Annotated in this window: 14 protein-coding genes; 10 read left to right on the forward strand and 4 right to left on the reverse strand. The window is 33.8% G+C overall.

The annotated features are described in order from the left end of the window. Window positions 1-72: 72 nt before the first annotated feature. The 3 genes from BLP44_RS00900 to BLP44_RS00910 all read left to right on the forward strand — a co-directional run bounded on the left by BLP44_RS00900 (window position 73) and on the right by BLP44_RS00910 (window position 2,757). The gene (locus BLP44_RS00900) at window positions 73-1,041 is read left to right on the forward strand and encodes an electron transfer flavoprotein subunit alpha/FixB family protein (protein ID WP_091128333.1); all 969 of its coding nucleotides are present in this window, start codon (window positions 73-75) and stop codon (window positions 1,039-1,041) included. A gap of 165 nt (window positions 1,042-1,206) precedes the next feature. Continuing rightward, on the forward strand, window positions 1,207-1,830 hold the full coding sequence (locus BLP44_RS00905) for a bifunctional nuclease family protein (RefSeq protein WP_008466556.1): 624 nt from the start codon (window positions 1,207-1,209) through the stop codon (window positions 1,828-1,830). Between the two features lie 75 nt (window positions 1,831-1,905). Then, the gene (locus BLP44_RS00910; RefSeq protein ID WP_091128338.1) at window positions 1,906-2,757 is read left to right on the forward strand and encodes a thymidylate synthase; all 852 of its coding nucleotides are present in this window, start codon (window positions 1,906-1,908) and stop codon (window positions 2,755-2,757) included. Between the two features lie 38 nt (window positions 2,758-2,795). Here BLP44_RS00910 and BLP44_RS00915 read toward each other — a convergent pair whose 3' ends face one another. After that, window positions 2,796-3,092, reverse strand: a complete 297-nt coding sequence (locus BLP44_RS00915) for an isoamylase early set domain-containing protein (RefSeq protein ID WP_008466554.1) — start codon at window positions 3,090-3,092, stop codon at window positions 2,796-2,798. A 239-nt stretch (window positions 3,093-3,331) separates the two neighbouring features. On the opposite strand from BLP44_RS00915, the gene BLP44_RS00920 reads away from it, so the two are divergent. From BLP44_RS00920 to porT, 4 genes are all read left to right on the forward strand, one after another. Further along, entirely contained in the window at window positions 3,332-3,676 is a 345-nt protein-coding gene (locus BLP44_RS00920) for a 2TM domain-containing protein (protein ID WP_008466553.1), read from the forward strand. A gap of 11 nt (window positions 3,677-3,687) precedes the next feature. After that, entirely contained in the window at window positions 3,688-4,170 is a 483-nt protein-coding gene (locus tag BLP44_RS00925; RefSeq protein ID WP_066032910.1) for a dihydrofolate reductase, read from the forward strand. Between the two features lie 579 nt (window positions 4,171-4,749). Next, complete coding sequence (gene ubiE / locus BLP44_RS00930) at window positions 4,750-5,481, forward strand: bifunctional demethylmenaquinone methyltransferase/2-methoxy-6-polyprenyl-1,4-benzoquinol methylase UbiE (RefSeq protein ID WP_008466549.1); 732 nt, start codon at window positions 4,750-4,752, stop codon at window positions 5,479-5,481. A gap of 1 nt (window position 5,482) precedes the next feature. Next, on the forward strand, window positions 5,483-6,193 hold the full coding sequence (gene porT, locus BLP44_RS00935) for a type IX secretion/gliding motility protein PorT/SprT (RefSeq protein WP_008466547.1): 711 nt from the start codon (window positions 5,483-5,485) through the stop codon (window positions 6,191-6,193). Window positions 6,194-6,202: 9 nt separating this feature from the next. On the opposite strand, the gene BLP44_RS00940 is transcribed toward porT, so the two are convergent. Next, entirely contained in the window at window positions 6,203-6,931 is a 729-nt protein-coding gene (locus BLP44_RS00940; RefSeq protein WP_091128343.1) for an RNA methyltransferase, read from the reverse strand. 37 nt (window positions 6,932-6,968) lie between these two features. Between BLP44_RS00940 and tamL the strand changes: the two genes are divergently transcribed. From tamL to accD, 3 genes are all read left to right on the forward strand, one after another. Then, window positions 6,969-9,542: a translocation and assembly module lipoprotein TamL gene (gene tamL, locus BLP44_RS00945; RefSeq protein ID WP_008466542.1), complete on the forward strand. Its 2,574-nt coding sequence runs from the start codon at window positions 6,969-6,971 to the stop codon at window positions 9,540-9,542. A 60-nt stretch (window positions 9,543-9,602) separates the two neighbouring features. Next, window positions 9,603-10,670 carry a class II fructose-bisphosphate aldolase gene (gene fbaA, locus BLP44_RS00950; RefSeq protein WP_008466540.1) on the forward strand — a complete coding sequence of 356 codons (1,068 nt, stop codon included), beginning with the start codon at window positions 9,603-9,605 and terminating at the stop codon, window positions 10,668-10,670. Between the two features lie 111 nt (window positions 10,671-10,781). Further along, window positions 10,782-11,639, forward strand: a complete 858-nt coding sequence (gene accD / locus BLP44_RS00955) for an acetyl-CoA carboxylase, carboxyltransferase subunit beta (protein ID WP_008466538.1) — start codon at window positions 10,782-10,784, stop codon at window positions 11,637-11,639. Window positions 11,640-11,770: 131 nt separating this feature from the next. Here the strand turns inward: accD and BLP44_RS00960 are convergent, their stop codons facing one another. Both BLP44_RS00960 and BLP44_RS00965 read right to left on the reverse strand, forming a co-directional pair. Beyond that, window positions 11,771-12,658, reverse strand: a complete 888-nt coding sequence (locus tag BLP44_RS00960) for a cupin-like domain-containing protein (protein WP_091128347.1) — start codon at window positions 12,656-12,658, stop codon at window positions 11,771-11,773. A gap of 90 nt (window positions 12,659-12,748) precedes the next feature. After that, a complete protein-coding gene (locus BLP44_RS00965; RefSeq protein ID WP_066032913.1) occupies window positions 12,749-13,996 on the reverse strand; it encodes an ABC transporter permease in 1,248 nt (415 codons plus the stop codon). Between the last annotated feature and the right edge of the window lie 68 nt (window positions 13,997-14,064).

A 14,064-nucleotide genomic window follows, 5' to 3' on the forward strand; every position in this document is an offset into this window, starting at 1 on the left:
TTAGTTTTCAGTCGCAGTTTTCAGTTTGCAAAACTTGAAACCTTCAACTTTAAACCTCAAAACAAAAAAATCATGTCAATATTAATATATGCAGAATCTGCAGAAGGAAAATTTAAAAAAGTGGCTTTCGAATTAGCTTCTTATGCTAAGAAAGTAGCCGAATCATTAGGAACAACTGTTACTGCTTTAACAGTAAACATCAGCGATGTAAGCGAGTTAGGCAAATACGGAGTTGATAAAGTTTTAAAAGTAAGCAATGATAAATTAGCTGGTTTTAATGCAAAAGCTTACGCTGATGTAATTAAACAAGCTGCTGAAAAAGAAGGAACAAAAGTAGTTTTGCTTTCTTCTACAACAGATAGCATTTATCTTTCACCGCTAGTTGCTGTGGCTTTAAATGCTGGTTTTGCTTCAAATGTAGTTGGATTGCCAGTTAGCACTTCTCCATTTCAAGTAAAAAGAAACGCTTTTTCAAACAAAGCTTTCAACATTACACAAATCGATACAGATGTAAAAGTTCTTGGTTTAGCTAAAAACTCTTACGGACTTTTTGAAAGTGCAGGAGCTGCCGCTGCAGAAGATTTCACCCCAACTGTTGGTGACAATGACTTTGGAGTAAAAGTAGAATCCGTAGAAAAAGTTTCTGGAAAAGTTTCTATCGCTGATGCAGATATCGTAGTTTCTGGCGGACGCGGATTAAAAGGCCCAGAAAATTGGGGATTAGTAGAAAATCTTGCTGCTGTTCTTGGCGCTGCAACGGCTTGTTCTAAACCAGTTTCAGATTTAGGATGGAGACCTCACAGCGAGCACGTTGGACAAACAGGAAAACCCGTTGCAACAAACTTATATATCGCTATTGGTATTTCTGGAGCTATTCAGCACATTGCTGGTATTAACTCTTCTAAAGTAAAAGTAGTAATCAACAACGACCCTGAAGCTCCTTTCTTTAAAGTTGCTGACTATGGTGTTGTTGGAGATGCTTTTGAAATTGTACCACAATTAACAGAGAAATTAAAAGCTTTTAAAGCTCAGCATTCTTAATACAAAGAATTCTCTTTAAAAATATTGCTGCCTAAAAACAAGATGTTGTATCTTTGTTTATAGGCAGCTTTTTTGTTCCATATTTTTTGATTAAAATTGCAGCTTTATTTTCCAACCCAAAATAGTATTAAAATAAGGTGCTAAGTGCCTTTTTTACAAATATATATGAGTCTAGTAAAATTATCCATAAAAGGAATTTCATACAGTCAAACTCAAAATGGCGCTTATGCCTTAATTTTGAATGAAGTCGACGGCGAAAGAAAATTACCTATTGTCATTGGCGCTTTTGAAGCCCAGTCAATCGCTATTGCTTTAGAGAAAGAAATAAAACCGCCACGCCCGTTAACACACGATTTATTTAAAAATTTTGCCGAAAGATTTGATATCGTGGTAAAACAAGTTATCATTCATAAATTAGTCGACGGTGTTTTTTATTCAAGTTTGATCTGCGAAAGAGATAAAATCGAAGAAATTATCGATGCACGAACTTCTGACGCTATCGCTTTGGCGCTTCGTTTCAACGCTCCTATTTTTACTTATAAAAACATTTTAGATAAAGCTGGAATTTATTTAAAATCGAATACTGCCGAAACAGATTCTGGCGCTCAAGAAATTGATGATGTTCTTTCAAACCCAGAAACTTTCGGACATGAAGAAGAAAGCAACCAATCTGGAGACGTTTACGCAAAACATTCTTTACAAGAATTAAACGAGCTTTTAGACCAAGCCGTTTCTCAGGAAGATTACGAAAAAGCAGCAAAAATTAGAGACGAAATCTCTAGAAGATAAAAAATATGTTCAATCGTTGATTTGTTTATTCGTTAAATCGATTAAACAGTTAAACGAATAACCGAATAAACAATCATGAAACAATACTTAGATTTAGTAAAACACGTTTTAGAAAACGGCAATCAAAAAGGAGACCGTACCGGAACAGGAACTAAAAGCGTTTTTGGCTATCAAATGCGTTTTGATTTAAGTGAAGGTTTCCCAATGGTTACGACCAAAAAACTACATTTAAAATCCATCATTTACGAATTGCTTTGGTTTTTAAAAGGCGATACAAATATCAAATACCTTCAGGAAAACGGAGTGAAAATTTGGGATGAATGGGCAGATTCTAATGGTGATTTGGGTCCTGTATACGGACACCAGTGGCGCAATTGGAACAGCGAAGAAATTGATCAAATTTCTGAATTAATCACCGAATTAAAAACAAACCCAAATAGTCGAAGAATGCTGGTTTCTGCGTGGAATCCTTCGGTTCTGCCAGACACTAAAAAATCTTTTGAAGAAAATGTAGCCAATAATAAAGCAGCATTGCCTCCTTGCCACGCATTTTTTCAATTTTACGTAGCAAGTCCGGATCCTGAAAAAGGTGAAACAAAAGGAAAACTTTCATGCCAATTATATCAGCGAAGTGCCGATATCTTTTTAGGAGTTCCTTTTAACATTGCTTCTTACGCATTGCTGACTATGATGATTGCACAAGTATGCGACTTAGAACCAGGTGAATTTATACATACTTTTGGTGACGCACATATTTACAACAATCATTTTGAGCAATTGGAACTGCAATTAACGCGTGAACCAAGACCATTACCAAAAATGATTTTAAATCCAGATATTAAAAACATTTTTGATTTTGATTATAATGATTTCACACTTGTAGATTACGATCCGCATCCTGCCATTAAAGGAAGTGTTGCTGTATAAAAATAAAAAAATCCGCTTAAAAATTTAAGCGGATTTTTTTATACAACTAAAACTCCATTTTCACTCCCGGCATAGTCATTCCATTTGTAAAAATCGGCTTCAGGATCATTAACATAAGTTCCGTCGATTACATACTTAAATTCGTAAATCGCATCTTTCACCAAATCGTAAGTTGCTTTAAACGTTCCATTTTTCAACTTACTTAAAGTTCCTTCTGAGGCATTCCAGTTATTAAAATCTCCAACCACGGCTGCCGAATCAGCATCTTTGGCATCTATTGAAAATGTAACTTTAACAACCGGCTTCGTTTTGATAAATTGTTTTTTCAAAGACATAACTATTTCGTTTTTAGATTTATACACCTAAAATTAGTTAAATTCAACGAAACACTAACTACCGTCAGAACCGATTTATGATAATGCCAAAAACAGCATATTTTTTTCGCTTTATTGGTAATTTAAAGCAGTTAAAATTTTGTTTTTCAAATTATTGAGTCATTAAAAAGCAAATATTCTATACCCAAAATATTGTCTTTCGAAAATAAATTTTAACTTTATAATCTCATTTTTATCTTATGGAAAAAGAAGTGCACGAACAATACGAATATGCTAGACGCCGATTAAGACAAAAAAAGGTCTTATATTTTCATTTTGTACTTTTCCTGCTTGGAAGCTTATTTTTATTTATTGCCAATAGATTTTTTGGATTTGGACAAGGTGCAACCCAAAATTGGTGCATCTGGGGTATTACCATCTGGCTTTTCCTTTTTATTCTTCATTTTATAAAAGTGTACATAACCGACCGTTTTATGAATAAGAAATGGGAAAGAGAACAAATCGACCGATTAGTTGCTTTACAGCAAAAAAGAATCAGTCAACTTGAATCTTCTATCAACGAAGAGAATGAAAATAAAATTTAGTTAAGCATACCATGATTATAATGATAGCGGCTGCGGCCGAAAATAATGCGCTTGGAAAAAACAACGAATTAGTATGGCATTTGCCAAATGATTTTAAAAGATTTAAATCGCTTACTACTGGTCATCATATCATTATGGGAAGAAAAACCTTTGAAAGTTTTCCCAAACCGCTACCAGACCGTGTTCATATTGTAATTTCTCGTCAAGAAAATTATAAACCAGAAGGATGCATTGTAGTAGATAGCATCGAAAAAGCAATCGCCCTGTGTCCTGAAAACGATGACAGTTATGTTATAGGCGGTGGCGAAATTTACAATCTTGCTCTTCCGTTTACTGATATTATTGAATTGACCAAAGTCCATCATTCTTTTGATGCAGATGCTTTTTTTCCTAAAATCAATAAAAGCGAATGGGTTTTAGTAGAATCTGAAGAAAATTATAAAGATGAAAAACACCTTTATGATTATACTTACGAAACTTACATTAGAAAATAAATAAAAAACATCCTCTTTTTAGGGAGGATGTTTTTAAATAATTGATTTTTGAAGCTTGACTCGCTCAAGAAAAAATTTTTGTTTAAAAAAATCACAAATGTCGAGAAACATCTGTAAAACTGAATAACATTTAATGTTATTTGAGACCTAAGTCTCAAACGCCTCTAATAACAAATACCACTAAGATATTAAAGGCAGAAAATTAAAATTTCCAAAAACAAATTTAATCCTAAGAACGTACTTTGCGCTTAAATATAGTATTTCCCCCCAAGAACAATACTTACAAAACTCTTTCATGAACAAATGAATTACCAGCACAAAAAAAGTAATCATCTGTTTAAGTCATAGCGACAGTATCAATCATTAAAACTTTAATCATTTTTACTTGAACAAAGTTGCTCATAATAGCGCTATTAGACAATACCAAGATTTAGGGATTTTGGCAAAATACCAAGATTTAGGGATGGCAAAAAACCTCTATAATCAGTTTTAAAATAAATCTTCCAAAACATTTATTTTACAATTAAAAAACTCAATTACAGTTAAACTAGATTGTTTATATTTGCCTAAATAAAAAAAATGTCTGAAAAAATAACTCCGTATAAAGACTCTTCTTTAGGTAAAAAAGAGCAAGTAACCCAAATGTTTGATACCATTTCCGGGAATTACGACAATTTGAATCGTGTAATTTCTTTTGGAATCGATGTTAAATGGCGTAAAAAAGTATTAAAAATAGTATCAGACAAAAAACCAAAAGTTATTCTTGATATCGCAACTGGAACTGGCGACTTGGCTATTTTGCTTGCACAAACTAATGCCGAAAAAATTATTGGTCTGGATATTTCTGCAGGAATGCTGGAAGTGGGAAAAAAGAAAGTTGAAGAAAAGAAACTTTCAAATGTCATTGAACTAGTTTTAGGCGATTCTGAAAACATGCCGTTTGAAGACAATTATTTCGATGCGATCACAGTTGGTTTTGGCGTAAGAAATTTTGAAAACCTAGAAAAAGGTTTTGCAGAAATTTTAAGAGTTTTAAAACCAAATGGTGTATTTGTTATATTAGAAACTTCTGTCCCAGATAAATTCCCTTATAAACAAGGCTACAATTTCTACAGCAAAAACATACTTCCATTAATCGGAAAATTGTTTTCTAAAGATAATGACGCTTATGGATATTTGTCTGAATCGGCTGCTGCTTTTCCTTATGGAGAGGCCTTAAACAATATTTTAAGAAAAACTGGGTTTATAGATGTTGTGGCAATGCCTCAAACTTTTGGTGTCGCAACAATTTATTCTGCATCTAAAAAATAGTATGAAAAAAGTTGTAATCTTATTTTTATTGGTCTTAACGACAAAAGGACATTCGCAATTTGCTAAAAATATGTTTAGCAAAGATCCTATTATTAATCTTGAAAACTGGCAAAAGCAGCGTATCTACTTTGGCTATTATTTAGGCTTTAATAGTTTTGACTTTAAATTTGATTACAAAACTCCTGTGCAGGAAGATATTCAAGTTAAAAAAACAACTGGTTTTAACGTAGGGGTTGTGGCTGATTTAAGGCTTCAGGAATATATTAATCTGCGTTTTGAACCAGGTTTGTATTATACGAAACGTGATCTTTATTTCCCAGGCATAAGCAACAAAGAAAGTGATTATTTAAGAGAAGTAAACAGCACTTATATTCACTTTCCTTTATTATTGAAATTTTCTGCTAAACGTACAGGAAACATACGTCCTTATTTAGTTGGCGGAATGTCTACAACTTTAAATTTATCGAGTAACTCCAAATCTAAAGACGACAACTTCGAGCAAAAATTTAGAGTAAAACAATGGACAGCCGCTTATGAGTTAGGTTTAGGAATTGATATTTTTACAGAATACTTTATTTTCTCTCCTTCTGTTAGAGGAATGTTCGGCATAACGGATGAGCTTATTAGAGACAATACTCCAGACAGCCCATGGACAGGAAACATTGATTCGATGAAATCTAGAGCGCTTTTAATAAATTTCACTTTCCATTAAAACAAAATATTAACTATTTCGTTTAAATTCACTAAGAATAATTGCTGTTGCAGTAGCTACATTTAAACTTTCAGTTTTTTGAAGCTCTCCAAATCTAGGAATTGTGAGACGGCTGGTTACGATTTTTTCAATCTCATCTGAAATTCCATTGGCTTCATTACCCATAATAATGATTCCGTCCTGAGGCAGTTTTGATTGGTAAATATTTTCTCCGTCCATAAAAGTTCCAAAAATCGGCAGTTTAGTTTGAGCAAGAAAAAGTTTTAAATCAACATAGTTTACATTTACTCTGGTAATAGATCCCATTGTAGCTTGTACCACTTTCGGATTATATATATCCACTGTTTCTTTAGAACAGATAATCTGCTTAATGCCAAACCAATCGCATAGACGTAAAATAGTGCCTAGATTTCCTGGGTCTCTAATGTCGTCTAAAGCTAAAATCAAGCCTGAATCGATTATTTCTTTTTCGGCTGGAATTTTAAAAACTGCCAAACAAGAATTTGGAGTCGACAAAGCACTTATTTTTTTCAGTTCTTGTTCATTAATAAGAGTGCGTTTTGATGCATGAACCGTTTGAAAATCATTTAACGTGGTGTATAAATGTTCTAATTCAAAATTGGATTGCAGCAATTCTTGAATTACTTTTACTCCTTCAGCAAAAAATAATTGATTAGCAAAACGCTGCTTTTTTTGATGCAAGCCTGATATTAGTTTTATTTGGTTTTTACTAACCATAAAATAATGTACTTTTGAATTAAATATTAAAAAACACTTGAAAAATAATTCCACAAAAATAATAGCATTTCTTCTAATTGCAATATTAATTTGCGCTTGTAATGCCGTAAAAAGAGTTCCCGATGGAAAAAACCTTCTTGTAAAAAATAATATTCTAGTTAACGGAAAATCGACAAACGATGAGATAGCTTCAAATCAGATGTACCAAAAACCAAATGGTAAATTATTAGGCTATAAACTTCGATTAAATTTATACAATTTAGCCAATTTAAATCCAGATTCTACTTATCAGGCAAAATTTAAAAACAATCCTGGAAAATATGAGCGTATGTCTAAGATATTTTCTGCAAAACAAGTGGACCGTCTAGGGCAATCTTTCTATTATAAAGGAATTCATGAATTTCTAAAAAGCACTGGTGAACCGCCAGTAATCATTGATACTTCTAAAACTAAAAAATCATTGCTTCGATTAAAATACTATTATTTCAATAATGGTTTTTTTAATGTTCAAACCGATTATACTATTGATACGGTTGGAAAAAAGAGAGCTGCCATTAATTATAACATTACCACAGGACCGGCTTACAAGTTAGATACTATTAGAACCAAAATAATGACTCCTGCATTAGATTCATTATATAGAACTAATAACGAACCTTCTTTATTAAAATCTGGAAATCAATACAAAACCACAGATTTTGAAGAAGAAAAAAACCGCATCACAACCTATTTTAGAAATCACGGTGCTTATTACTTTCAGCCAACCTATGTAACTTTTGACATTGATACCATTGGCAAAAAAGCAAAAGCTGATGTGACTTTAATCATAAACAATAATACCATTCAAGAAAGAGATTCTAGCCGTACAGAGCCTTTTAAATTGTATAAAATTAGCGATGTAAACATTTACACTGATTATTCTGCCGCAAATGCCAAGAAAAAACCAACAGATAGTGTAACGTACAACAACTTTAATTTATATAGCTACAAGACTTTAAAATATAAACCGCGTGCGATTACCGATGCGATTTTCATCACAAAAGGAAGTACTTTTGCCGATTTTAGAACAACTCTTTCGTCTCGATATTTGAATAACTTAAGGATTTTCAACTATCCGTCAATACAATATGAAGTGGACAAAAGAGATTCTACAGCTCAATCTCTTATTGCCAATGTTTATTTGACTCCGAGAAAAAAATACAGTTTTGGAGCCACTCTTGACTTAACGCATTCTAACATTCAGGATTTTGGAATTGGAGCCAGTGTTTCGGAAACGATTCGAAATGTATTTAACCGCGCTGAGACCCTTGAAATTTCTGCCCGTTTAAATGTGGGATCATCTAGAGATATGGCCAATCCGAACAATAATTTCTTTAATGTTTCTGAATATGGTCTGGATATGAAATTGAACTTTCCGAGAATTCTACTCCCTTTTGGAACAGAAAAAATCATTCCTAAAAGCATGATTCCCTACACCTCTATTACTTCTGGTTTTTCTAAGCAGCGAAATATTGGTTTGGACAAAGAAAACTTTACGGGAGGTATCTCGTACAACTGGACACCAAAACGTCATAATACAGCAAAATTCGAATTGTTGAATGCACAGTTTGTCCGTAATTTAAATCCAGACAATTACTTTAATGTATACACTTCTTCTTATGATGATTTAAATTATATCGGAAAAGATTACAATACCAATGTCAACAACTGGGGAGATACACCTGAGGAACAAGCTCGAAAAGATCTTACTATACCCCAAGGAACCACTGGTTTTACAAATGATGTATTGACTGGAAAAACAGCCTTGACTCCAGGCAATTCGCAATATCAGGAAGTTGAAAGCATTGAAGAAAGAAGAGTTCGTTTGACCGAAAATGATTTTATTCTGGCAACCAGTTTTTCTTTTACCAAAACAACCAAAAAAGATCTGGCCGACAATAATTTCTATCAGTTTAGAACTAAAATCGAATCGGCAGGAACTTTATTATCAGCTATTTCAGAGATTGGAAATTTACCTAAGAATTCTAAAGGAAACTACGAGATTTTTAATCTAGAATATTCAGAGTATATAAAAACTGAATTTGACTATATCAAACACTGGGATTTTGGAAAAGAGAAAGTTTTGGCAGTGAGAAGCTTCTTTGGAATTGCAATTCCGTTTGGAAATTCAAACTACATTCCGTTTTCGCGAAGTTATTATGGCGGAGGTTCCAATGACAACAGAGCTTGGCAGCCTTATGCTTTAGGACCTGGAAGCACCAATGCCGTAAACGACTTTAACGAGGCTAATATGAAATTTGCCGCTAGCGCAGAATTTCGTTTCAAAATTTTCGGAGATGTGAAAGGAGCTCTCTTTGCAGACGCCGGAAATATCTGGAATGTGCTCGATAATGTGATAGATCCAAAAGCAAGATTTGACAACTTAAACGATTTAGAAGAAATTGCTTTAGGAACAGGATTTGGTTTGAGATACGATTTGAGCTTTTTTGTGATACGTTTAGATTTAGGCTTTAAGACTTATAATCCGGCACATGAGAAGGGAGACCGATGGTTTAAAGAATACAATTTTGGACACTCGGTTTTAAATTTTGGTATAAATTATCCGTTCTAATGCTAATTAATTCTTATTTTTGCAACCTAAAAACTAAAAACAACTATAAAAAAAATTAAAATGGCACACAACATTAAACCAGGAGTAGCTACAGGAGATCAAGTACAAGAGATCTTTAATTATGCGAAAGAGAAGGGTTTTGCTCTTCCAGCAGTAAACGTTACTGGATCAAGCACAATTAATGGAGTTCTTGAAACTGCAGCGAAACTTAACGCGCCAGTTATCATTCAATTTTCTAACGGTGGAGCGCAATTCAACGCTGGAAAAGGATTATCAAATGCAGGTGAAAAAGCAGCAATCGCGGGAGGAATCGCAGGAGCAAAACATATTCATACTTTGGCAGAAGCTTACGGTGCAACTGTAATCTTACACACTGACCACTGTGCAAAAAAACTTTTACCTTGGATCGATGGTTTATTAGATGCTTCTGAAAAACACTTCGCAGAAACAGGAAAACCATTATTCAGTTCTCACATGATCGATTTGTCTGAGGAGCCAATCGAAGAGAACATCGAAATCTGCAAAGAATATTTAGCTAGAATGAGCAAAATGGGAATGACATTGGAAATCGAGCTTGGTATTACAGGTGGTGAAGAAGATGGCGTTGACAACTCAGACGTAGATAGCTCAAAATTATACACTCAACCAGAAGAAGTAGCTTACGCTTACGAAGAATTATCTAAAGTAAGCCCTAAATTTACAATTGCTGCTGCTTTCGGAAACGTTCACGGTGTTTACAAACCAGGAAACGTAAAATTAACTCCAAAAATCTTAAAAAATTCTCAAGATTTCGTACAAAGCAAATTCAACACTGGACACAACCCAGTTGATTTCGTTTTCCACGGAGGTTCAGGCTCTACACTTGAAGAAATTAGAGAAGCTATCGGTTACGGAGTTATCAAAATGAACATTGATACAGATTTACAATTTGCATACACTGAAGGAATCCGTGATTATATGGTAAACAATATTGAGTACTTAAAAACTCAAATTGGTAACCCAGAAGGTCCAGATGCTCCAAACAAAAAATACTACGATCCAAGAAAATGGGTTCGTGAAAGCGAAGTGACATTCAACGCGAGACTTGAACAAGCTTTTGCTGATTTAAATAACGTAAACACACTTTAAATTTTAGATTTTTGAATTTAGATTTCAGATTTCTAATGAAGCCTGAAATTTAAATTTTGAATTCAGATTGAAAAATCTAAAATTTAAAATCTACATTCTAAAATTAAAAAAATGGCTTGGTTTAAGAGACAAGAAAAAGGGATTACGACCGCTACTGAAGATAAGATGGACGTTCCGAAAGGATTGTGGTACAAATCTCCTACTGGAAAAATTATTGATGCTGACGAATTGGCGAGAAATTTGTTCGTTAGCCCTGAAGATGATTTTCATGTTCGAATTGGAAGCGCAACCTATTTTGAAATTTTATTCGACAACAACGAATTTGTTGAGTTAGATAAAAACATGACTTCTAAAGATCCTTTGCACTTTGTTGATACAAAGAAATATGCAGACAGATTGAAAGACGTAATGGAAAAAACTCATCTTAAAGACGCTGTACGTACGGGAGTTGGAAAATCTAAAGGAAGAGAACTTGTAATCTGCTGTATGGATTTTGCATTCATCGGTGGATCTATGGGAGCTGTTGTGGGTGAGAAAATCGCGAGAGGTATTGATCACGCCATTAAAAACAAACTTCCTTTTGTAATGATTTCTAAATCTGGTGGAGCTCGTATGATGGAAGCTGCTTATTCTTTAATGCAATTAGCAAAAACTTCTGTAAAATTAGCTCAATTAGCTGAAGCTAAATTACCCTACATCTCTCTTTGCACAGACCCGACAACAGGAGGAACAACTGCATCTTACGCTATGTTAGGAGACATCAACATCTCTGAGCCAGGCGCTTTGATTGGTTTTGCTGGTCCACGTGTTGTACGTGACACTACAGGAAAAGATTTGCCAGAAGGTTTCCAAACTGCTGAGTTCTTATTAGAGCACGGTTTCTTAGACTTTATCACGCCAAGAAAAGAATTGAAAGATAAGATCAACTTATATATCGATTTGATTCAAAATAATGATATTAGAAAATAGTTTTAAAACTATTTAAAATAGAAAATCCCAAGAAATTATTTCTTGGGATTTTTTTATATTAAACATGGACATATCAAACATTCAACGGAATAAATTCCGTTGCTACCAATATTTCTCCTAAGGAATTTTTCTTAGCTAGCCTTTCTCAAATCCTTCTTTAATTCTTTCTCAGCAATTTTAAAAGCCAGTTTCTCACGCCATACAGCATAACGTTCTCTAAAAACTACTTTTATACCACTATCTACTGCTCCGTGCATAAATAAACTCCAAACGCTGGCTATTTTTCGAGACCAAGATGCGTCCCACGCTCGAAGCGTAAGAGAAAAAGAACCATCTATATAACGCATCCAATGCCACATTCCCGTTGGCATGAATAAAGTATCGCCATGTTCCAAGAAAACTTCATATCCTTCTACTCCTTTTAGAGCTGGGAATTTTTCAAAATCGGGATTAGCAACATCATAGTCTTCTAAAGCATAAGTAGTATTTGGAATGCAATAAAGCCTTTTTTTCCATTTATTATCAAATAATATAATGTGCTTTCTCCCTCCAAAATGTGTATGGAAAAGATGTGGCAAATCGATATCATAATGCAGAAAAGTAATCGCCTTTGAACCTCCAAAAAACATAGCAGGCATACTTTCAATAAAACCTCCCATTAATTCTTTTGGGACTTTTACATCATTAACCAATTCTGGTCTATGCTTGAAAAGATTGAAGAAAAAGATACGCAATTGCGTAGGCTCTCTTTTTATGAGATCCAAGTAATCGCCAAATTTCATAGTGGCAATAGAAGCATTAATTACTTTTGAAGGATCTGCTTTAGAATTATCGACTAATTTTACCTCAATATCACCAGCAATCTCCTTAAAATATTCTGTCGACCATTTCTCCTTTGCAGGCCAATCATTTGTGAGTCCTTTTATAATCAAGGGCTTTTTTTTATCCAAATAATTCTTCTTGAAATCTTCTCTAGAAATAGACTCAACAGTATCGACAGATCTAAGATTAAAGCTCATTGTGTTAAGGATTTAGTTCTTGGTTCTATCAAAAATATCTAATTATTTCGAGCCATCAAAATTTACAGTAAAATAACACAAAAGCAACATTTACATTCCAGTTCGAATAGCTTCAACAGGATCTAAATTTGCTGCCGAAACCGCTGGAAGGATACCAGAAATTAGTCCAATAAAGGCTGCCAAACTTGTTCCTAAAATAATATTTCCAAGGCTTAAAACAAATTCAAAATCTAGCATTTTTGTCAAAACAAGTGCAATTCCCCAAACCATCAGAAGCCCAATGATTCCACCAATAACTGACAGAATGATAGCTTCAAACAAAAATTGGAATAAGATAAATTTATTTTTTGCGCCTAATGATTTTTGAATTCCGATAAGATTTGTTCTTTCTTTAACTGAAACAAACATAATATTGGCAATTCCGAAACCTCCAACCAGAAGAGAAAATCCGCTGATGATCCAGCCGACAAAATTCATCTGACCTAAAATTCCATCAATAAAATCGGTAAATCCAGAAAGGACATTGATAAAGAAATTATCCATTTCTCCCGCTTTCATTCCGCGAATTGCTCGTAGTTTTTGCGCAATTTCTGCTTTATAAGCATCCATATCGACACCTTTAACTGGTTTCAACACAATAACTGGAGTCATAGAATCGCTATCTCCGTACATTCTTCTTAAAAAATTAGCAGGAAGATAAACCGAAGTATCATTGCTGTCTCCAAAGAATCCAGCTCCTTGTTTGGCAATTACGCCAATAACGGTAAAACGCTGTCCGTATAGACGAATATTTTTCCCGATCGGATCGCTTGAGCCGAAAAGTCCTTCAGCGATATCATATCCAAGAACAATAACAGGAGTTCCAGAATTAGATTCAGATTCATTATAAAATCTTCCTTTATCAAAACTCAACCCATCAATATCAACCATTTCGCTTGACGACGGAATAATATTTACATCGCTGACTGTTTTAGAATCGTATTTTAAACTTTCCCTGTTTACAAAAAGCTGGTATCCGACTTGATCAGTATTATTCATTGAGTTTTTTAGGCCAATGTACTCGTCATATTTTACATTTGGAAACTGCTCTCTCTTCCATTGCGGAATTTCAGATGGCCCAAAGCAATATTTCATTAAATAAATTGTATTTTTATCTAAGCTGCTCAAATCTTTAGAGATTTTTTTATCTAAAGAGTCAACGGCAGCCAAAACAGCGATAATCGAAAAAATACCAATCGTAACACCTAAAAGCGACAACAGAGTGCGTAATTTATTATTTCGCAAAGCATTGATGGCAAAGCTTAGACTTTCTTTCAATAATCTTAGATAAACGATCATATTTTTGTATTTTTCAATAAAGTAAAATTCAATAATTTAAATTCAAAAACCTAATAAAAGTTAACTTA

The organism is Flavobacterium anhuiense, from assembly GCF_900101855.1.
In the GTDB taxonomy this organism is placed as follows: Bacteria; Bacteroidota; Bacteroidia; order Flavobacteriales; family Flavobacteriaceae; genus Flavobacterium; species Flavobacterium anhuiense.